The sequence below is a fragment of the Amycolatopsis kentuckyensis genome (genome assembly GCF_041679295.1).
GTDB lineage: Bacteria > Actinomycetota > Actinomycetes > Mycobacteriales > Pseudonocardiaceae > Amycolatopsis > Amycolatopsis kentuckyensis_A.
This window is the reverse complement of record NZ_JBGDMD010000002.1, coordinates 916,713-936,590: the sequence shown is the minus strand read 5'-3', so window position 1 is coordinate 936,590 and position 19,878 is coordinate 916,713. Positions and strand designations below refer to the sequence as shown.

At 71.9% G+C, this 19,878-nt stretch carries 19 protein-coding genes; 10 read left to right on the top strand and 9 right to left on the bottom strand.

The window, feature by feature from the left end:
* Positions 1 to 15: 15 nt before the first annotated feature.
* The 3 genes from ACERZO_RS10605 to ACERZO_RS10595 are packed head-to-tail and all read left to right on the top strand — an operon-like array spanning position 16 to position 1,984.
* On the top strand, positions 16 to 336 hold the full coding sequence (locus ACERZO_RS10605; protein ID WP_372664361.1) for a bifunctional 3-phenylpropionate/cinnamic acid dioxygenase ferredoxin subunit: 321 nt from the start codon (positions 16 to 18) through the stop codon (positions 334 to 336).
* On the top strand, positions 333 to 1,463 hold the full coding sequence (locus ACERZO_RS10600) for an NAD(P)/FAD-dependent oxidoreductase (RefSeq protein WP_372664360.1): 1,131 nt from the start codon (positions 333 to 335) through the stop codon (positions 1,461 to 1,463). Before ACERZO_RS10605 ends, ACERZO_RS10600 begins: the two co-directional genes overlap by 4 nt.
* Positions 1,464 to 1,501: 38 nt before the next feature.
* Positions 1,502 to 1,984, top strand: coding sequence for a putative immunity protein (locus ACERZO_RS10595; RefSeq protein WP_372664359.1), 483 nt, complete (start codon positions 1,502 to 1,504; stop codon positions 1,982 to 1,984).
* 4 nt (positions 1,985 to 1,988) lie between these two features.
* Here ACERZO_RS10595 and ACERZO_RS10590 read toward each other — a convergent pair whose 3' ends face one another.
* Genes ACERZO_RS10590 through pdhA form a run of 5 tightly spaced genes read right to left on the bottom strand, consistent with a single transcriptional unit; the run spans position 1,989 to position 6,807 of the window.
* Complete coding sequence (locus tag ACERZO_RS10590) at positions 1,989 to 2,975, bottom strand: hypothetical protein (protein WP_372664358.1); 987 nt, start codon at positions 2,973 to 2,975, stop codon at positions 1,989 to 1,991.
* Positions 2,972 to 3,520: a hypothetical protein gene (locus tag ACERZO_RS10585; RefSeq protein WP_372664357.1), complete on the bottom strand. Its 549-nt coding sequence runs from the start codon at positions 3,518 to 3,520 to the stop codon at positions 2,972 to 2,974. The genes ACERZO_RS10590 and ACERZO_RS10585 overlap by 4 nt, the downstream gene beginning before the upstream one ends.
* Positions 3,521 to 3,573: 53 nt before the next feature.
* On the bottom strand, positions 3,574 to 4,749 hold the full coding sequence (locus tag ACERZO_RS10580; protein WP_372664356.1) for a dihydrolipoamide acetyltransferase family protein: 1,176 nt from the start codon (positions 4,747 to 4,749) through the stop codon (positions 3,574 to 3,576).
* Positions 4,742 to 5,737 (bottom strand): alpha-ketoacid dehydrogenase subunit beta, encoded by a 996-nt coding sequence (locus ACERZO_RS10575; protein ID WP_372664355.1) that lies wholly within the window; start codon positions 5,735 to 5,737, stop codon positions 4,742 to 4,744. The genes ACERZO_RS10580 and ACERZO_RS10575 overlap by 8 nt, the downstream gene beginning before the upstream one ends.
* Complete coding sequence (pdhA, locus tag ACERZO_RS10570; protein ID WP_372664354.1) at positions 5,737 to 6,807, bottom strand: pyruvate dehydrogenase (acetyl-transferring) E1 component subunit alpha; 1,071 nt, start codon at positions 6,805 to 6,807, stop codon at positions 5,737 to 5,739. Before pdhA ends, ACERZO_RS10575 begins: the two co-directional genes overlap by 1 nt.
* Before the next feature lie 185 nt (positions 6,808 to 6,992).
* On the opposite strand from pdhA, the gene ACERZO_RS10565 reads away from it, so the two are divergent.
* The 4 genes from ACERZO_RS10565 (at position 6,993) to ACERZO_RS10550 (ending at position 13,239) form a co-directional block, all read left to right on the top strand.
* Positions 6,993 to 7,409 carry an Lrp/AsnC family transcriptional regulator gene (locus ACERZO_RS10565; protein WP_372664611.1) on the top strand — a complete coding sequence of 139 codons (417 nt, stop codon included), beginning with the start codon at positions 6,993 to 6,995 and terminating at the stop codon, positions 7,407 to 7,409.
* 280 nt (positions 7,410 to 7,689) lie between these two features.
* Positions 7,690 to 10,281 carry a glycoside hydrolase family 3 protein gene (locus tag ACERZO_RS10560; RefSeq protein WP_372664610.1) on the top strand — a complete coding sequence of 864 codons (2,592 nt, stop codon included), beginning with the start codon at positions 7,690 to 7,692 and terminating at the stop codon, positions 10,279 to 10,281.
* 100 nt (positions 10,282 to 10,381) lie between these two features.
* Complete coding sequence (locus ACERZO_RS10555; protein ID WP_372664353.1) at positions 10,382 to 11,029, top strand: LuxR C-terminal-related transcriptional regulator; 648 nt, start codon at positions 10,382 to 10,384, stop codon at positions 11,027 to 11,029.
* A 5-nt stretch (positions 11,030 to 11,034) separates the two neighbouring features.
* Positions 11,035 to 13,239 carry a sensor histidine kinase gene (locus tag ACERZO_RS10550; RefSeq protein WP_372664352.1) on the top strand — a complete coding sequence of 735 codons (2,205 nt, stop codon included), beginning with the start codon at positions 11,035 to 11,037 and terminating at the stop codon, positions 13,237 to 13,239.
* An 82-nt stretch (positions 13,240 to 13,321) separates the two neighbouring features.
* Here ACERZO_RS10550 and ACERZO_RS10545 read toward each other — a convergent pair whose 3' ends face one another.
* Genes ACERZO_RS10545 through ACERZO_RS10530 form a run of 4 tightly spaced genes read right to left on the bottom strand, consistent with a single transcriptional unit; the run spans position 13,322 to position 16,822 of the window.
* Positions 13,322 to 13,924 (bottom strand): hypothetical protein, encoded by a 603-nt coding sequence (locus ACERZO_RS10545; protein WP_372664351.1) that lies wholly within the window; start codon positions 13,922 to 13,924, stop codon positions 13,322 to 13,324.
* Positions 13,925 to 13,979: 55 nt separating this feature from the next.
* Complete coding sequence (locus ACERZO_RS10540; RefSeq protein WP_372664350.1) at positions 13,980 to 14,807, bottom strand: ATP-binding cassette domain-containing protein; 828 nt, start codon at positions 14,805 to 14,807, stop codon at positions 13,980 to 13,982.
* A gap of 1 nt (position 14,808) precedes the next feature.
* Positions 14,809 to 15,849, bottom strand: a complete 1,041-nt coding sequence (locus ACERZO_RS10535) for a sugar ABC transporter substrate-binding protein (RefSeq protein ID WP_372664349.1) — start codon at positions 15,847 to 15,849, stop codon at positions 14,809 to 14,811.
* Positions 15,791 to 16,822: an ABC transporter permease gene (locus tag ACERZO_RS10530; protein ID WP_372664348.1), complete on the bottom strand. Its 1,032-nt coding sequence runs from the start codon at positions 16,820 to 16,822 to the stop codon at positions 15,791 to 15,793. Before ACERZO_RS10530 ends, ACERZO_RS10535 begins: the two co-directional genes overlap by 59 nt.
* A gap of 105 nt (positions 16,823 to 16,927) precedes the next feature.
* Here ACERZO_RS10530 and ACERZO_RS10525 point away from each other — a divergent pair, with 105 nt between their 5' ends.
* Genes ACERZO_RS10525 through ACERZO_RS10515 form a run of 3 tightly spaced genes read left to right on the top strand, consistent with a single transcriptional unit; the run spans position 16,928 to position 19,875 of the window.
* Positions 16,928 to 17,668: an SDR family NAD(P)-dependent oxidoreductase gene (locus tag ACERZO_RS10525; RefSeq protein WP_372664347.1), complete on the top strand. Its 741-nt coding sequence runs from the start codon at positions 16,928 to 16,930 to the stop codon at positions 17,666 to 17,668.
* Positions 17,669 to 17,677: 9 nt separating this feature from the next.
* Positions 17,678 to 19,051 (top strand): GMC oxidoreductase, encoded by a 1,374-nt coding sequence (locus tag ACERZO_RS10520; RefSeq protein WP_372664346.1) that lies wholly within the window; start codon positions 17,678 to 17,680, stop codon positions 19,049 to 19,051.
* A 53-nt stretch (positions 19,052 to 19,104) separates the two neighbouring features.
* Entirely contained in the window at positions 19,105 to 19,875 is a 771-nt protein-coding gene (locus tag ACERZO_RS10515) for an IclR family transcriptional regulator (RefSeq protein ID WP_372664345.1), read from the top strand.
* Positions 19,876 to 19,878 lie beyond the last annotated feature (3 nt).

The window sequence follows — 19,878 nt, the reverse complement described above, 5'->3', positions numbered from 1 at the left end:
ACATTCGGAGGACTCATGATTCGCGCGTGCACGGTGGACGAGCTGCCCCCCGGTGAGTCCGTCCGGATCCCCGGACCGCCCGCCATCGCGGTGTTCCACACCGAGGAGGGCGAGCTGTACGCCATCGGCGACACGTGCACCCACCAGGACGCCTCCCTGGCCGACGGCTGGCTCGAAGGCTGCTTCGTCGAGTGCCCGCTGCACGCGGCGCTGTTCGACCTGCGCACGGGCATGCCCACCTGCCTGCCGGCGAAGGACCCGGTGCGCACGTACGCCGTGTCGGTCGCCGACGGCGTCGTCTACGTCCAGGACCTGGCCGGCGAGGACGCGGCGTGAGGCGCATCGCGGTCGTCGGCGCGTCGCTCGCCGGGGTCCGCGCGGCGCAGGAGCTGCGCGCGCAGGGGTACGACGGCGGGATCGTGCTGATCGGTTCCGAGGCCCATTTGCCGTACGACCGGCCGCCGCTGTCGAAGGGTTTCCTCGCCGGGACGGCTTCCGCGGCTTCACTGGAGCTGCTCGACGCCGGGGACCTCGCTTCGCTGGCGTTGGACTTCCGGCTCGGTGTGCGGGCGACGGCGTTGGAGCCCGCGGCACGTCGAGTGCTGCTGTCCGACGGCGGTTCGGTGCACGCGGACGGCGTCGTGATCGCGACCGGCGGCCGGGCCCGCACCCTGCCGGGGTTCGAGGGCGCGTTCGTGTTGCGGACGCTCGACGACGCGCTCGCTCTGCGCGCGGCTCTGGTGCCCGGGGTGCGGGTGGCCGTCGTCGGGGCCGGGTTCATCGGGGCCGAGGTGGCTTCGACGTGCCGTTCGCTGGGTCTGGACGTGGTCGTCCTGGAGGCGTTGGACGCTCCTCTGGCGCCGGTGCTGGGCCCCGAGCTGGCCGCGGTGTGCGCCCGGCTGCACCGCGACCACGGCACGGACCTGCGGTGCGGGGTCCGGGTTTCGGGGCTGTCCCCGGCCGGCGTCTCGCTCTCCGACGGTTCGTCGGTGCCGGCCGACGTGGTCGTGACGGGCGTCGGGATGATCCCGGAGACGGAGTGGCTGGCGGGCTCGGGGTTGAAGGTCGGCGACGGCGTCCACACGGACGCGGGACTGGTGACGTCGCTGCCTTCGGTGGTGGCCGTGGGCGACGTGGCCCGGTTCGCCGGCCGGCGCCACGAGCACTGGACGAACGCGTCCGAGCAGGCGCCGGTCGCGGTGGCGAACCTGCTGGCCGGCCACACCGCGCGGACGTACACGCCCAGCGGGTACGTGTGGTCGGACCAGTATTCGGGGACGTTGCAGCTGGCCGGGCACCCGTTGCCGACCGACACGCTTTCCTTCGTCGACGGTGATCCGGCTTCGTCGTCGTTCGCGGCGGTGTGGCAGCGGGACGGGGAGACGGTGGGGGTGTTCGCGTTGAACAACGCGAAGCTGTTCAACCGGTTGCGGCGGCCCCTTCGCCGCCCGGCGGTCGTCTGAAAGTCTCAACCGGGGTTTCAAAGATACGCTTCACCCACATGGAGCTGACTCTCGACGAACTGCGGGCCCTGACGGGCTGGGCGGCCGACTGCGCGGAGCGGGTGCTGCCGCTGGTGCCGGATCCGCGCCCGGCGGCGGCGATCGCGGCGGCGCGGGAGTTCGCTGCGGGAGGTCCGCGAACGCGCGCCTTGCGCACGGCGGCGTGGGAGGCGTTGGCGGCGAGCAAGACTTCGGACCCGGCGGCCGCGGCGGCTGCTCGTGCGGCGGTGGGTGCGGCGGGGGCGGCTTACCTGCACCCGCTGGAGTCGCCGCACCAGGTGAAGCACATCGTCGGCCCCGCGCAGCAGGCGGCGTTGGCCCGCGAACTGGCGGGTGATTCGGCGGAGGCGGAGATCCGGTGGGCTCTCGAACACGCGCCGCGCGAGGTGGGCGAGATCCTGCGGAGGTTCCCGGAGGGCAAGCCGGGCCGCACCCGCGCGGGCGACCTGCACCGGCAGCTGGAGTCGGCGCTGCGCGGCTGAACGCCTACAGCGAGAGGTCGTCGAGATCCGACTCCAGGCGCGCCCGCCAGGTCCACCGCCGCTCGGTCGTGTCCGCGTCCTCCGGCGCCGGCGGGCCCAGCGGCAGCGCCGGATCCACCACCCCGAACGTCACCCGGTACGCCAGCACCGACGCCGCCGTGCGGATCCACGCGTCAGCCGATGCACCGGCCGGCGGGGCCACCCCCAGCGCGTGACCGAACCACGTCGGCAGCAACGCGTTCGAGCCCAACGCGTCCGTGATCCGCGTCCGCAACCGCACCTGCAGGTCGTGCCACGCGCGCTCGGCCCGCTCCAGCTGCGGGACCACCCGGGCCTCGACCGCGTCCGCTTCCCGCAACGCCAGCCGAGCCTGGTCCGCCGCCGCGACCGCCGCCGGGATCTCCTCGTCCAGCAACGTCCGGCGCCGCGTCGACAACGCCCGCAACGACGACTCCGCGTCCCCCCGCGCCCGCGAAGCGCGATCCGTCGACGCCAGGACCCCCATCACCTCCAGCAGGTCGGCGTCGCAACGGGACAACGCCGCCTGCACCGACGAAAGCCGCGAGATCTCGTCGGAGTACCGCGCGCGCTGCTCCTTCGTGACGAGCTCCTTGTGCAGGTCGTCCCAGCGCGCCGCCTCCGCCGCCAGCGCGCGGGTCTCCGCGCCGACGTCGTCGAGGTTCACCTGCGGCACCCCGTCCGACACGCGGACCGCGCGCTCCAGGGCCTGGACCTGCTGCTGCAGCCGGTCCAGGCGCCGGCCGAGCAGGTCGAGCCGGTCCTCCTGCCGCTGCGCGCCGCCGGTCTCGAGGCGCTCGGTCAGGTCGGCGACGTCCTGGCGCAGGCGGTCGTCGGTCTCCTCGACGGCCGCGCGCAGCCCGTCGACCGCCGCGAACAGCTCGTCGAGGTCGCGCCGCGTCGGGTCGACGGGCTCTTCGTAGCCGACCGAGAACTCGGGGTCGTCGCCGTAAGTCGCGTAGCCGTGGCTCACGGGATCCGGCTTTCCCGCCACAGCAGCCCGCACGTGGCCGCGACGCCCAGCGCCGTCAGGACCGTGCAGACCACCGCCCCGGACCACGGGACCAGCGCGAGGACCAGCAGCCCGGCCGTCGCACTGCCCGCCCACGCCGCGCGAGTCCGTTCGCGGATGACGTCGCCGACGCGCCGGACCGGCCCGAAGCCGATCCACAGCCCGGCCGCGAACAGCGGCACCAGCGCGAACAGCCACCCCGGCGACAGCACGTCGAACAGCACCAGCGCCGCGGCGACCAGCGGCACCAGCACCGGCGCGGCCGCGTAGTACACGACCGCGCGCTGCGTCGCCGCGTGCCGCGACTCGAGCTCGGCGTTCGCGAGCCGGTGCTTCGCCTCGTCGAACGCCACCTCGGCGTCGAGCAGCCGGTGCGCCGTCGCGACGAGCTCGTCCATCGCCTCGACGTCGGCGGGCGGGGTCGCCAGGCCGGCCCGCAGGTCCTGCTTGAGCCGGCCCACGCGGGCTTCCGCCTGGTCCCGGTCGTGCTGGGCTGGAGTCGTCACGCGAACACTGTAAGTGCCACGGCCGTCACCACCGGCCAATGCGGCCGGTGCGTCTACAAATCACCGAGGGCGGTGACCGGCGACTCCACGCAGTCGGCGACGAACCGCAGGAACCCGCCGGCCGTGCCGCCGTCGCAGACGCGGTGGTCGAACGCCAGCGTCAGCTCGCACACCTTGCGCACGCCCAGCGCGCCGTCGACCACCCACGGCCGGTCGATGATCCGGCCGATACCGAGGATCGCGGCCTCGGGGTGGTTGATGATCGCCGCGGAGCCGTCGACGCCGAAGACGCCGTAGTTGTTGACGGTGAACGTGCCGCCGGTGAGGTCCGCGGGCGCGAGCTTGCCGTCCCGCGCGGTGCGGGCGCGGTCGCCGATCGCCGCCGACAGGTCCCGCGTCGACAGCGCCCCCGCGTCCCGCACGACCGGCACGACGAGCCCGCGGTCGGTCTGCGCGGCGAACCCGAGGTGGATCTCGTCGAGCAGCACGATCTCGTCGCCCTCGACGCGCGAGTTCAGCTCCGGGAACTTGCGCAGCCCCGCGACGGCGAACCGCGCGATCAGCCCGAGCAGGCTGACCGGCCGGTCGGCCTTCGCGTTGAGGGCCGCGCGGGCGGCGACCAGCTCGGTCGCGTCGACGTCCACCCAGACCGTGGCCTCGGGGATTTCGCGCCGGGAGGTCGTCAGCTTGTCCGCGACGGCCTTGCGCACCCCGGTCAGCGGGATCCGCCTGCCCTTCGCGACCGGCTTCTTGAGCACGGCCTCGACGTCGGCGCGGCGGATGATGCCGTCCGCGCCGGTCGCGGGGACCTTCGCGAGGTCGATCCCGTTGTCGGCGGCCAGTTTCCGGACGAACGGCGAGATCACGCCGGGCGCCTTGGCCTTCGGCGCGGGCGCCTCGACGCGGCGGGCACGCTTGCGGCGGGTCGTCGGCGCGGTGCCGTACCCGATGAGGACGTTCCCGCTGCCGGACGACGTCGTCACGCCGGGCTCGGCGAATCCGCCGACGGACAGCAGCGGCGCGCCGACCGGCAGCAGCTGCCCCGGCTCGCCGTGCAGCGCCGACACCACACCCGCGAACGGCACGGGCACCTCGACCGCGGCCTTCGCCGTCTCGACCTCGACGACGATCTGGTCGACCTTGACCGTGTCGCCGACGTTCACGTGCCAGTTCAGGATCGCCGCCTCGGTCAGGCCTTCGCCGAGGTCGGGCAGCAGGAAGTCAGGCACCGGCCACCACCGGCGTGTCGTGCCACTGCAGGCGCGCGATCGTGTCGAGGATCCGGTCGACGTCGGGCAGCGTGTGCCGCTCCAGCTTCGGCGCCGGGTACGGGATGTCGAGGCCGGTCACGCGCAGCACGGGCGCGTGCAGCTGGTGGAAGCACTGCTCGGTGACGCGCGCGACGACCTCGGCGCCGTAGCCGCCGAAGCCGGCGGCCTCGTGGACCACGACGGCCCGGCCGGTGCGGCGCACGGACGCCGTCACGGTCTCGTCGTCGAACGGGCTCAAGGAACGCAGGTCGACGACCTCGACGTCCCAGCCCTCGTCCTTCGCGGCTTCGGCGGTCTCCAAGGCGGTCGCGACCATCGGGCCGTACGCGATGAGCGTGACGTCCTTGCCTTGGCGCCGCACCACGGCCTGGTCCATGGCCGGGCCGGTGCGGGTGAAGGTGACTTCTTCACCCGACCAGTAGCGGGCCTTCGGCTCGAGGAAGACGACCGGGTCCGGCGACTCGATGGCGTCGCGCAGCAGGTCGTAGGCGTCCTGCGCGGTGCCCGGCGTGACGACGCGCAGGCCCGGCGTGTGCGTGTAGTAGACCTCGCTGGAGTCGCAGTGGTGCTCGACGCCGCCGATGCCGCCGGCGTAGGGGATCCGGATGACCATCGGCAGTTCCAGCGCGCCGCGGGTGCGGTTGCGCAGCTTCGCGACGTGCGAGGTGATCTGCTCGAACGCCGGGTAGGCGAAGGCGTCGAACTGCATCTCGACGACCGGGCGGAACCCGCCCATCGCCATCCCGACGGCGAACCCGACGATGCCCGACTCCGCCAGCGGCGTGTCGAAGCAGCGGTCCTCGCCGAAGTCGGCGGTGATGCCGTCGGTGACCCGGAAGACACCGCCGAGCGTGCCGACGTCCTCGCCGAAGACGAGGACGCGGTCGTCGTCCTTGAGCGCGTCCCGCAGGGCCGCGTTGAGCGCCTGCGCCATCGTGGTCGTCATCAGGCCTCCAGTTCGGCTTGCAGGGCGGCCCGCTGGGCTTCGAGGTGGCGGGTCGGCTCGGCGTAGACGTGGTCGAACAGCGACATCGGGTCGAGCTCGGTGTCGGCGTTGAGGGTGTCGCGGACGGACTGGGCGAACTCCTCGGCTTCGTTCTGGTACTGCGTGGCTTCGTCCTGGGTGAGGGCGTCCCCGAGGTAGGTCTCGAGGCGCTTGAGCGGGTCCGCTTCGCGCCACTTCGCGACTTCGTCCGCGTCGCGGTAGCGGGTGGCGTCGTCGGCGTTGGTGTGGGCGTCGATGCGGTAGGTGTGGGCCTCGACGAGCACCGGGCCCCTGCCCTCGCGGGCGTGCTTGACGGCGTCGTCGAGGACGGCGAGGACCGCGACGGCGTCGTTGCCGTCGACCTGCTCCGAGCGCATGCCGTAGCCGATCCCCTTGTACGCGAGGGCGGGTGCGGCGCTCTGCTTCTCGAAGGGGACGGAGATGGCGTAGCGGTTGTTCTGCACGAAGAACACGACGGGCGCCTTGAAGACGGCGGCGAAGTTGAGGGCTTCGTGGAAGTCGCCTTCGCTGGTGGCGCCGTCCCCGATCAGTGCGAGCGCGACGGCGTCCTCACCGCGTCGCTGCATGGCGTGCGCGAGACCGGCGGCGTGCAGGGTCTGCGTCGCGAGCGGAGTGCACTGGGGCGCTACGCGCGTCTCGACGGGGTTGTAGCCGCAGTGCGCGTCGCCGCGAAGCAGCGTCAGGACTTCGCCGGGGTTCAGGCCGCGCGCGACGAGGGCGACGGAGTCGCGGTAGGTCGGGAAGAGCCAGTCCTGGGTCCGGAGCGCGAGCGCGGCGGCGACCTGGCAGGCCTCCTGGCCGGCGCTGGAGGGGTAGACGGCGAGGCGGCCCTGCTTGGTGAGGGCGGTCGCCTGGACGTCGAACCGGCGGCCCAGGACCATCAGCCGGTAGGCGGCCTTCAGGCGGTCCGTCGCGGGCTCGGGGTAGCCGCCGTGCTGGTCGACGCGAGCCCCGTCCTCGGCGACGAACCGCACGGGGGACGCGGAGGGCAGCAGGGTTTCCACGGGCACCACCTCTCGCAGACATATGATGCTCGAATGGTGGTTCCTGCTGGTCGAGTGTTCAAGGTGTTGGCCGAATGAGCGACAAACGGTCTCTCGACGGGGTCCCTGGTGACCAAACGTCCATCGGCGCGCTGGCTCACGGCGGCCGTCCGGGACGAACGGCCCCGGCCTTGGACGAGGTCGACCGCGCCATGCTGGCGGAGCTGTCCGCGGACGGCCGGCTGGCGGTCCGGGCGTTGGCGGAGAAGCTGCACATTTCGCGCACGAACGCGTACGCGCGCTTGGAGCGGTTGATGGCCGAGGGGGTGATCACGGGGTTCGGCGCACGCATCGACCCGCGCCGGGCCGGTCTGGGCACGTCGGCGTACATCATGGTGACGGTGGAGCAGACGTCGTGGCGGACGATGGCCACGGACCTGCACGAGATCCCGTACGTCGACCACGTGGCGCTGGTCGGCGGGGACTTCGACATCCTGCTGCTGGTGCGGACGCCGGACAACCAGACGCTGCGGGACGTGGTCCTGGAGCGGCTGCAGGCCTTGGAGGGGGTGCGGTCCACGCGGACTTGGTTGATCTTCGAGGAACTGCCGGGCTCGGTGCTCGGCTGAGCCGAACGGCTCAAGCGCGACCTCCGACGAGCGGGCAAAACCGTTGCCCGCAAGCACCCTTGTCTTTCACCACCCGCACCGGCTAAGCAGGACACCAGGTGACCCCGTCGCCGGGCGACTCTTATTTTATGTCGAGAAATAACTAGCTCGAAACCTATTGACGCCGCCCGCTCGCCCGGTGAGGATCGGCCGGTCCGCCGTTCATCGCAGAATGGACCAGACCATGGCCAGAAGATCCCGCGCGTGGGTCCGTGCGCGCCGAAGTTCGCTCGTCACCTTGATGAGCCTGAGCCTGCTGGGCGGGATCGCCCAGGCGACGCCGGCTCAAGCAGACGCACCCGCTCAGCCCGTCATCGGCCAGCCCGCCAAGGACAAGGACGGCTGCGCCAAGATCGAGAGCAGCCTGCCCACCCTCGCCGACTGGCCGAAGGTCGACAGCCGGTTCAAGGGCAAGGCCGACGACGAGGCGCGCATCGCCAAGATCCTCGCGGGCATGACCCTCGAGGAGAAGGTCGGGCAGATGACGCAGCCCGAGATCACCTCGATCACCCCCGACGAGGTCAAGCAGTACGCCATCGGCTCCGTCCTCAACGGCGGCGGCGCGTGGCCCGGCGGCAACAAGCACGCCACCCAGCAGGACTGGCTGAACCTCGCCGACGCCTACTGGAACGCCTCCAAGACCAGCCGCACCAAGATCCCCGTCATCTGGGGCATCGACGCGGTGCACGGCAACAACAACGTCTACGGCGCCACCGTGTTCCCCCACAACATCGGGCTCGGCGCCGCGCACGACCCGTGCCTGGTCCGCGACGTCGCCGGCGCGACCGCCCGGCAGATCCGCGCCACCGGCCAGGACTGGGCCTTCTCGCCCACCCTCGCCGTCGTGCAGGACGACCGCTGGGGCCGCACCTACGAAGGCTTCTCCGAGGACCCGCGCATCACGCGCTCCTACGGCTTCGAGGCCATCAACGGCCTCCAGGACGGCGCCACCAAGCGCATCGGCTACAACGGCGTCATCGCCACCGCCAAGCACTTCATCGGTGACGGCGGCACCATCAAGGGCCAGGACCAGGGCGTCAACCCGTCGTCCGAAGCGGACATGATCAACATCCACGGCCAGGGCTACTACGGCGCGCTCGCCGCCGGCACCCAGACCGTCATGGTGTCGTTCAACAGCTGGACCAACGCCGACCTCGGCATCAACGAGGGCAAGCTGCACGGCAGCGACAAGGCGCTGAACCAGATCCTCAAGGGCAAGATGGGCTTCGACGGCCTCGTCGTGTCCGACTGGAACGGCATCGGCCAGGTCACCGGCTGCACGAACTCCTCGTGCCCGCAGGCGATCAACGCCGGCATCGACATCGTGATGGTGCCCGCCGACTGGAAGGCGTTCATCACCAACACGATCGCCCAGGTCCAGAGCGGCCAGATCCCGATGGCGCGCATCGACGACGCCGTCACCCGCATCCTGCGCGTCAAGATCCGCGACGGCCTCTTCGAGTCGCAGAAGCCGTCCGACCGCTCCTACGCGAACTCCGACGAGGCGCTGAAGGACAACTGGCTGGCCCGCGACGCCGCGCGCGAGTCGCAGACGCTGCTGAAGAACAACGGCAACGTGCTGCCGCTGAAGCCGAAGTCGAAGGTCCTGGTGGTCGGCAAGAGCGCCGACAACATCCAGAACCAGACCGGCGGCTGGACGCTGAGCTGGCAGGGCACCGGCAACACCAACGCCGACTTCCCCAACGCCACCTCGATCCTGACCGGGATCAAGGAGGACCTCGGCGCCGAGAACGTCACGTTCGACGCCACCGGCAACGTCGACCCGGCCGGTTACGACGCCGTCATCGCGGTCATCGGCGAGACGCCGTACGCCGAGGGCGTCGGCGACCTGACCCGCAAGACCCTCGAGGCGTCGAAGCTCTACCCCGAGGACCTGGCCGTGCTGGACAAGGTCAGCGGCAAGGGCACCCCGGTCGTCACCGTGTACGTCGGCGGCCGCCCGCTGTACATGAACAAGGAGATCAACCGCTCCGACGCGTTCGTGGCGGCCTGGCTGCCCGGCACCGAGGGCGGCGGCGTCGCCGACATGCTGGTCAAGGGCAAGGACGGCACGGGCTACCAGGGCACGCTGTCGTACTCGTGGCCGAAGAGCGCGTGCCAGTCGCCGCTCAACCCGTGGTCTCCGGACTACGACCCGCTGTTCAAGCTGGGCTACGGCCTGAAGAGCGGCCAGCGCGTCACGATCGGCCAGCTGGACGAGACCCCGGGCCCCGCGGCCTGCGGCACGACCGGCGGCGGCGGGACGGCGACCGAGGACCTGTCGATCTACGACCGCACCGATGTCGCGCCGTACACCAGTCAGATCGGCTCGGCTTCGAACTGGGGCGGCACCGTGATCGGCCCGGACGGCACGGCCTCGCACCCGGAGATCAACACGGTCCCGACGGACGTCAACGTGCAGGGCGACGGCCTGAAGGCGACCTGGACGGGTGCCGGAGCGGCTCAGCTCTACATGCAGAACACGGCGGGCACGAACGACCTGCGCAGCTACCTGAACGCGGACGGGGCGCTGGAGTTCGACACGACCGTGCAGCAGGCACCGGTCAACCGGACGGTGATCAGCATGCACTGCGTCTACCCGTGCTTCTCGGAGGTGAACGCGACGAAGCTGTTCACCGACCTGGCGGGCGGCCCGAAGACGACGGTCAAGATCCCGTTGTCCTGCTTCAACAACGGGCTGGACTTCGAGCACATCAACACGCCGTTCCTGGTGTACACCGACGCCGCGTTCCAGGCGTCGTTCGCGAACGTGCGCTGGGTACCCAACGGGGCGAAAGATCCTGATGCGAGACCCTGTTCGAGTTTGACCTGATCGGCGACCGGGCCGGGAGCGGAAAGCTCCCGGCCCGGTTCGCGTAACAGCCCGGCCGGCCGCAGCGACCTCTCCTTCGCTCACTCGCGAAGGAGACAGCGTGATCAGCGTAGCCGCCGTCGACGACCATCCGTTGATCCTCCGCGGGCTGCAGGCGTACTTGTCGGAGCACGCGGACGACATCGACCTGTGCGCGGTGTACCCGGCCGTTTCGGCGATGCTCGCGAGCCCGGTCACCGTTTCGGTGGTGCTCCTCGATCTGCTCCTCCCCGATGAGCGCGATGTCACCGAGAACGTCCGGCGGATCCGGTCCGCGGGGGCCGAAGTCGTCATCTACACGTCCGACTCCCGGCCGGGGATCGTCCGGGAAGCACTCGATGCGGGCGCACTCGGTCTTGTGCTGAAGGGGGACCCGGAGGAGCGCGTGGTCGACTCGATCCGCGACGCCGCCGAAGGCCGGAAGTCCTATTCGAGCAGGCTCGCGCACGCCATCGTCACCGACCCGCGAGCCGTCGTGCGATTGGCCGCACGCGAACGGGAAGTGCTCACCCTGATCGCGAAGGGCATGCCGCGAAGGTTGATCGCGAAACAGCTGGGCATCAGTGAGAAGACACTGCCGACGTACCTCAAGCGGGTGGACGAGAAGTACGCGAAAGCCCGGAACGCCAGCGCGAGCCCGGGCGAATTGGCGGCCTTCGCGCTCCAGGACGGCTACATCGAACTCCCGCCCGACCCGCCGGCCGGGTGAGCCGGTTGCCGGAAACGTACCGCTACAGCGTCGAGCGCGGCCTTCAGCGTGCCTTCGCCGTCCTCATCGTCATGCTCGTGATCTCCCTGCTCGGGGCGTTCCTGCCGGTGGCGAGCAGAGTCCACGTGGCGGCGTTCGTCGCCATCAGCGGTTTTCTCGGCTACCTCGTCCTGCTCATGATCAGGAGCTGGAAACTGCAGCTGGGCCGCGGTGACGGAATCGTGGCGTCGACGGCGGCGTCGGTCACCGTGCTGGCGAACCTGGCGCCCGCGCCGGCGCTGCTGCCCCTGTCCGCGCGGCCCACACCGGTCGTGGTGGCGGTGATCCTGGTTGCGGGCTTCCACCCCAGGACCCGGGCGTGGCTGATCTGCTTCGCGCTGGCGTCGGTACACGTACTGGTCGCCGTCCGGCTGGGCGGTTTCGACAGCGCCGTGGAAGGGCTGTGGCCGATCCTCGCCGCACCGGTCGCCTCGGCCGCGGTGACCAAAGTGCTGCGAGAGGCCGGAACGCGCGCCGATGACGCACGGGAAAGCCTGCACGACGCTCGAATCACCGAGGCGAGGGCGAGCGCTCGGCGAGCGGCTCACCGGGAGTTCCAGCGGGTACTCCACGACGACGTCTCGGCCGCGCTGCGCGCGGTGGCCACGGTCGGTATCGACGAGCGGAGCGTCCGCACCGCCTGCGCGGAAGCCGCGCGTCGAGCCGACCGGGAACCCGAACTCGCGGCCGAGCACGGAGAAAGCCTCGAGCACCTGCTGAAAGCGTTGCCGGCGCCCGCCGGGCTGGCGCTGAGGCTGGTCGCCGAAGGGGCGCCGGCCGTGCCGGCCCCCGTCGCCCAGGCGACGGCGGACGCCGCGCGCCAGGCCTTGGTCAACGTCGAGCGGCACGCCCGCGCGGAATCGGTGACCATCGAGCTGAGTGCCGACGGAGACGCGTTCACCGTCCGCATCACCGACGACGGCGCCGGGTTCCGGCTTTCCGACGTCCGGGGTACCTCCGTCGGGCTACGGGACTCCGTGACCGGGCGGATGACGGAAATCGGTGGGACCGCGAAGGTGATGTCCGAACCCGGCCGGGGCACCACCGTGGAACTGTCTTGGTCGGCTGCCGCCGACGCCGAGCCGGCCACGGGATCGTGGATCCAAGGCCTGCACGCGGCCGTCGACGACGTCCGCGGTCCCTTGGCGGCGGTGTGCTTCCCCTACCTGCTGAGCATGTCCATCCCGGTCGTGCGCCACCTCGACGCGGCTCCGTCGATGTCCTGGCTCGCCGGGTGGTACGGGATCATGGCCGTGGCGACGACGTTGCTCATCTTCCGCGCTCACCGCCCGATACACCGGCTCTGGGGCCGGCTCGCGGCGGTGTGGACGGGGGCGGGCGCGGTCTGGGCCCTGCTGGTCATCCCGGCGGACAGCATCCAGACCTACGTGTCCTGGCCGGTCGGCGCCATCGGGCCGATCCTGGTCGTCCTGTTCACCATGGGACTGCGCTGGGAAGCCGTAGCCACCCTGCTGGTACAGCAAGTCACCCTGACCGTGCTGGTGGTCAACGGAAGCCTGCACACGCGGTCTTGGGCCGAGGCGCTGCCTTCCGCCATGTCGTCGACGCTCTGCCTCGTCTCGGGCGCGGTCATCACGAGCACGATCGCCCGCCTCGGCAAGGTGGTGCTCGAAGCGGGCGCGGAACGCACGGAGATCGCCAGCTCGGCAGCGGCTCGAGACAGCAGGCTCGCCCTGCGGTCACGCCGCATCGACGAGATAGGTCGGGAAATCCTGCCTTTCCTCCGCGAGGTCGCGGCCGGTGGCCGGCTCGCCACCGATCCCGGAGCCGTGCGGAACCGCGCCCGCGCGCTCGAGTGGATGGCACGGGACGAGCTGCACATCCCTGGCGTACTGGACACGGCAAGCAGGCGACGGCTCGAGACCGCCCGGTTGAGCGGCTGCGTCGTGACCATCCAAGCCGACACCGAGACGATGGAGCCGCCGGTCGTGGTCCGCGATCTGCTCGACTCGGCGTTGAGCACGCCGGACGCCCCGCGCGAACTGATCTTGAGCCTGCACCCCGAACGGGATCGGACGACGATCAGCCTGGTCTGCGTCCCCGGCGACCCGCGACGGGCCGAGCGGCTCCGCGCGACCGTGTCCGGCGCCGAAGTCGAAGACGAACCGGAAGCCACCTGCGTGGAGGTTCACGTTCCCTCGGCCGGCTGACGTGTCCGGGTTTTTGCGGACAGCGGGCGAAGGGTTTCCCGGGCCACGATGAGTTCACACCGGGCAAAGAGCCCGGGACGAATCATCGGAAGAGATGGTGTGGAAAATGGAATCCTTGCGTGAGCAGTTCACGAACCCGATGTGGACGCAGAAGGTCGTCATGCACGTGACCCTGACGGACGCGGTGACCCTGAAGACCCGGACCGGAGACGTCAGCTGGCTGCCGACGATCGCCTGGTTCTTCGACCAGGTCGGCGAAGCGGTCGAGCGCCAGGGCGGCGCCATCAGCAAGTACCTGAACGACGGGGTCGTCGCGGCCTTCCCCATCGACCGCGCGGCCGAGGCGATCAACGCCGCCATCGTCGTCCAGGAACGGATCACCGAAGCGCAGCGGGAGAACAGCTACCGGTGCAACTGCGCGATCGGGGTGGCGACCGGACGGGCCGTCGAGTTCCCGTGGAGCGCCGGCACCGACTACATCGGACCGGTCGCCGACCGGGCCGAACGCCTTTCGGACGGGGCGAACGCCGGGGCCATCTTCGTCGACGAGCCGACCGTGGGCGCCGCCAACATGATGAAGGTGTTCGCAACGTACGGGAACGTGATCAACCGGGAAGGCAGCCAGTACCTCGCGACGCTCGAAGAGCTGCCCGCCGAAGGGGCCGGCGAGCGGATCTCCTACCACGAGATCCTCTGGGCGGCCCAGTCCTTCGGCGTGCGGTCGAGAGCCGTCACGAAGATCAACGTGCCGCCGCCGATCCCGTCCGATCCGGCGCCGGTGCGTACCCGCATCGCCTGGCAGCGAGGCACGGTGACCACCTGGCTCGACGAGCGTCGACCACGAGCGCCGGGGGGCCTTCGTGGGAAAACCGACGCTGGATCGGCGGGGCGAGCGCGCGGTCGCCGAGCATCGCCGTCACCACGCTGGCGAGGTCCACCGACTCCGCGGCCACCCCGGCGAGCACCGCGCGGCCGTCGCGCAGCACCGTCACCCGGGACGCGATCCGCAGCACCTCCTCCAGGAAGTGCGACACGTACAGCACCGCCACTCCCCGCGAAACCAGCCGGCGCAGCACTCCCGTCAACCGCTCGACGGCGTCGGCGGGCAACGCCGATGTCGGCTCGTCCAGGATCAGTACCGACGGCTCCCGCAGCAACGCCCGGCCGATCTCCAGCAGCTGCTGGTCGGCCAGCGACAGCGACCCCGCCCGGGCCCCGAGCGGGACGGCCAAGCCCAGCTCCGCCAGCACCGGCGAAGCGAGCTGGGCCATCCGCCGCCGGCTGACCAGCAAACCGCGCCGCGGCGGGGCGAGCGGGAACAGGTTCTCCGCCACCGTCAGGTCGGGGAACACCGTCAGCTCCTGCGCCACCGAAGCGATCCGGTCCGGCCGCGACAGCGTGCCCGCGTCCGGACGCTCCACACCGGACAGGATCTTCACGAGCGTCGACTTGCCCGCGCCGTTCTCCCCCACCACGGCGTGCACTTCGCCCGGCGCCACCGAGATATCCACTTCGGACAGTGCGGTGACACCGCCGTAGTGACGGGTCAGCCCGTGGGCGTGCAGCACGTCAGCGCGCCTCGGCCAGGGGACGGACCAACGCGGCGGGGTTCGCCAGGATGCGGTCGATCTCCGGCTTGTAGAAGTCGTACGCGGCCTGCGGCGACGTCTGGCGCTTGATGACCGCGTCGATGTTCGACGAGTCCACGACCAGCCCCGGCATCCGCAACCACCCCTGCGGCAACGGCTTCTTCTCCTTCACCGACCGGATCAGCAGCGCCGTCACGACGTACCCCTTGAGGAAGTGCTCGGGGTCGATGGTGACGAAGTCGAGGCCGTCCTTGACGCCCTGCAACGTCTTCGCGTCGACGTCGGCGCCCGCGACGAGGTACTTGCCGTTCTCCGTCTGTTTGATCTTTGCGAGGTCGTAGCTGTCGGCGTCGCCGACGCCGAGGAACGCGAGCGCGCCCGGGTTCGCGTGCACCAACGCGGCCCAGGCGCCGTAGTTCTGGTTGGGGTCGCTGTAGGTCTGGAACGGACCCAGCACGGTGATCCCCGGCGCTTTCGCGGCCAAGGTCTCCTTGATGCCGCGCGCGCGGCTGTCCAGCACCGGCGTCCCCGGGTTCGGCACGCCGACCACGACCGTGCCGGATGGGTTGGTGGGCAACCGTTTCAGCAGTTCCGAGGCGAGCTGGACGCCGAGGTCATAGTTGTCGTTGCCGACGTAGAACGTGATCTTGCTGCCGTCGGTGGGCGCGGTGTCCAGCGCGACCACCGGGACACCGCGGTCGATCGCGGTCGCGGCCGGGCGGGTGAAGATCGGCGGGTCGAGGTTCTCCAGCACCACGCCGTCCGGGTTGGTCTGCGTGAGGTTGGTGAACAGCTGCTGCTCGGCCGGGCCGTCGGTGTTGGGCGGCCCGACGGCCTTGAAGTCGACGCCGCCTTCGTGCTGCGCCGCGGTTTCCGCGCCTTCGACCATCTCGTGGGCGAAGTTGAGGCTGATGTTGGCGACGGCGATGCCCATCCTGAGGTTCCCGCCGCCTCCGCCGGAACTACCGCACGCGGTCGCGGTCAGGCACGCGATCAGGGCCAGGATCGGGATGCGTTTCACGGGATCTCCTAGTGGACCGGCCGCGCGTGCGGCGCAGCACGCTGTCGAAGGCGACGGCGACCAGGATCACCGCGCCGGTGGCGAACGTCGTCCAGTTGATCGGCACCTGCAGGAACACCAGGCTGGCCGCGACGGTGGTGAGGATGAGGTTGCCGAGCACCGCGCCCGGCACCGAGCCGCGGCCGCCGGCGAGCGGGGTGCCGCCGATGATGCACGCGGCGATCGCGGTCAGCTCGTAGCCGTTGCCGACGGTCGGGTCGCCCGCGGTGAAGAACGCCAGCCCGAGCACGGCCGCGACGCCGCCCATGAAGCCGGACAGGCCGAGCGCGGCGATCCGCGTCCGGGCGATCGGCAGGCCGCTGAACTCCGCGGCGTCCGGGTTGGACCCGACCGCCCGCACCCGCGCCCCGAACCGGGTCCGGGTGAACACCACCGTGAGCACGATCGTCGCGGCCAGCAGCACCCAGACCGACGTCGGGACGCCGGCGACGTCGCCGCCGAGCACGCTGAAGAACGCGTGGTCCAGCGGCATGCCGCCGATCTGCTTGCCGTCGGCCAGCGCGAGCGCGGCGCCGCGGAAAAGCAGCGCGGCGGCGAGGGTGACGATGAACGACGGCAGCCGCAGGTACGTCGTGAGCACGCCGTTGAGGCAGCCGAGGGCGGTCGCGACCACGAGGATCGCCGGCAGCGCGAGCCACGGCGACCAGCCGTCGCGGATCAGCACCGCGCCCAGCACGATGCCGAGCGCGTACTGCCCGCCCAGCGACAAGTCGACTTCGCGCATCGCCAGCGGGAACACCATGCCGCAGGCCATCAGGCCGACGTAGACCGAGCTCTGCGCGGTGGACAGCAGGTTGACCGGGCGCAGGAAGTCCGGGTGCGCCAGCCCCACGACGCCGACCAGCACGGCCAGGACCAGCACGACGCCGAGCTCGTCGCGCAGGAAGTGGCGGTACCGCGGGAGCGTCGACATAGCCGCGAAGGTCACCAGGCGGGGGCGGGTTCGGCAAGACGCGCGTTTCGGTGGGTGAAACGGTGCCCTTGCCGGGACGCGGCGCCGGCCGCCACGCTGCCCGCCATGCCGTCCAGCCGGGTCGCCGTGGTCACCGGGGCCGCCCGCGGGCTCGGCCAGGAGTTCGCCGTCGCGCTCGCCGGCCTCGGCCACCGCGTGGCCGGCTGGGACGTCGGGAACCAGGCCGAGACGTCCGCGCGGGTGGTCGCCGCGGGCGGGGAGTTCCTGCCGGTGACGGTCGACGTGACGCACCCGGTCGCCGTCGAAGCCGCCGTCGAGCAGGTGGTGGCCGCCTTCGGCGCCCTGCACATCGTGGTGAACAACGCCGGGAGCTACCCGCCGATCGCGTTCGAAGAGACCACTGTGGACGAATGGCGCGACGTCATGCGGCTGAACCTGGAGGGCCCGTTCCTGGTCACCCGGGCCGCGCTGCCGCACGTGCGGGCCGCCGGCTGGGGCCGGATCGTGAACATCGCGTCCGCCGTCGTCTTCCTCGGCCCGCCGGACCTGGTCGCCTACACGACGTCGAAGGCCGGGCTGGTCGGGTTCACGCGCGCGCTGGCCAACGCCGTCGGCCCGGACGGGATCACGGTGAACGCCATCGCGCCCGGGCTGGTGACGACCGCGACCGCCGCGCGGACGACCGGCGCCGGCGGCGGGTTCGAGCGCGTCCGGGCGAGCCAGGCGGTGCCGCGCACGGGAAGCCCGGCGGACCTGGTGTCGACGCTGCGGTACGTCTGCGACGAGGGCAGCGGGTTCCTGACCGGCCAGACGCTGACCGTGGACGGCGGGTCGGCGTTCACTTGAGGGGGCGGAGTGAGCCAGCTGCTGGGCGCCGGCGAGGCGACCGTGGTGACGCGGGTGTGCGAGCTGCTCGTCCCCGGCTCGGCCGCCGCGCGCCCGGACCGCTACCTCGCCGCGACCCTGCCCGCCCTCTCCCCCGCCGACGAGGACGCGGTGCACGCGGCGATCGGCGTCATGGCGGGGGTCGCGGACGCGCCGGCGCTGGCCCGGCTGGCCGGGAGCGCCGCCTTCGACCGGTTCCGGCGGCTGGCGATCGAGGCGTTCTACGGCGACCACGCACCCCCGGGCCGGCGGGGGCCCGATCGGGCCGACGTGCTGGTCGTCGGCGCCGGCGGCGGGGCGATCGCCGCGGTGCTGGCCGCGCGCGGGGCCGACGTGCTGCTGCTCGACAGCGGTCCCGGTCACGCCTGCTTTATGTCCACAGTGGACGATGAGCCGATCGGACCGCCCACCGCGCCCGGCCCGGCGAAGGCCGAGCGCGCGCCCGCGTCGGACATCGCGAAGTTCCACGAGCACACCGGGCTGCTCGGCGCGGCGGGCCCGTTCGGACCGGCCGACCTCGAACCGTGGTACGAACGCCCGGCGCCGGCGGCCGGGGCTCGGGTGCGCCGGCGCCACGACGTCCGGCACGTCCTGGTCGACACGTCGGGGCCGCGCCCGAAGGTCACCGGCGTCGCCTGCGCGGGCGACAGCGTGCTCCGGGCCCCGGTCGTGGTGCTCGCGGCCGGCCCGCTCGCGACCCCCCGGATCCTGTTGCAGACCCACGAAACCGCCGGAATCGACGCACCGTCGGCGCGGTTGACCGGGCGGACGCTGGGCCTGCGCCCGGCCCGGCTGGTGTACGGCCTGCGCGCCCGGTCACCGGCTCCCCACGCGGGCGCGGGGTTCGCCGTCGAACCGGCCGCGCTGCCGGGCCCGGTCGCCTTCGCCGCGAGCCTCGTCGACCCCCGGCACCGGCCGCTGTGGGGCGGCCGGCTGGCCGAGGTCGTGCGCGGCCACCCGCGCTGGACGGGGGTGCGGGTGCTGGTCACCGACGACAACACCGCCGTCGCCGGCCTCGGCGTGGGCGGCGAGGTCGTCGTGGGCAAGCGGTTCTCGACGGCCGAGCGGCGGCGGCTGGCCGGGGCGCTGGAGTTCGCGGTGCAGCACCTGCGCGCGGCCGGGGCCCGGGATGTCGTGTGGAGCGGGCTGTTCGCGGCGCACCCGCAAGGCGGCGCGCCGATGGGCGACGACCCGGCCCGCTCGGTCGTGGGCCCGGACGGGCGGTCCCACGACGTCGACGGCCTGTACGTCGCCGACGCGTCGCTGCTGCCGGCCGTGCTTTCGGTGGCCCCCGACCTGACTGTGCGCGCGCTGGCCGCCAAAGTCGCCGAGGCGATCCGGTGACCGCTCGGCTCAGCGGCGTTGCCTCGGCGGGACCACCGGATCATCATCACGGGATGACCGGCCCGCCGAAGTCCGTGCTCGCCCGCGGCCTGACGCTGCTGGACGCGTTCTCCTCCGCGGACACGACGCTGTCGCTCGCCGAGCTGACGGCGCGGACGGGCCTGCCGAAGCCGACCGTGCACCGGCTGGCCGCCGAGCTGGTCGGCTGGGGCGGCCTGGAACGCACCGACGGCCGGTACCGGCTCGGCATGAAGCTGTTCGAGCTCGGCCAGCGCGTGCCGCGGCGGCGTGACCTGCGCGAAGCCGCGCTGCCGTACCTCGAGGACCTGTACGAGGCGACGCACGAGAACATCCACCTCGCGGTGCAGGACGGCCCGCACACGCTGTTCCTGGAGAAGGTGAGCGGCCGCCGGTCGATGCCGATCGAGTCGCAGGTGGGCGGGAAGCTGCCGCTGCACTGCACCGCGACCGGGAAGGTGTTCCTCGCGCTCGGCTCGCCCGACTGGTTCCGCCGGGTCGCCGTCGGCGGGCTGGCGCGCTGGACGCCGCGCACGATCGTCGCGCCCGGGCGGCTGCGGCAGGAGCTGGCCCGCGCGGCGGTGAGCGGCTACGGCGTCAACCACGAGGAGTACGAGGTCGGCGTGTCGGCGGTCGCCGCGCCGGTGTTCGACGCGCGGCGCCGGGTGCTCGCGGCGCTGTCCATCACCGGCAACGCGGCGAAGCTCGACCTCGACCGGCTGGCCCCGGCGGTCCGGACAGCGGCGCTCGCGCTGTCGCGGGAGCTGGCGTTCGCCCCGGTGCGAAATCCCCTGGATCGCGGCTGAGCC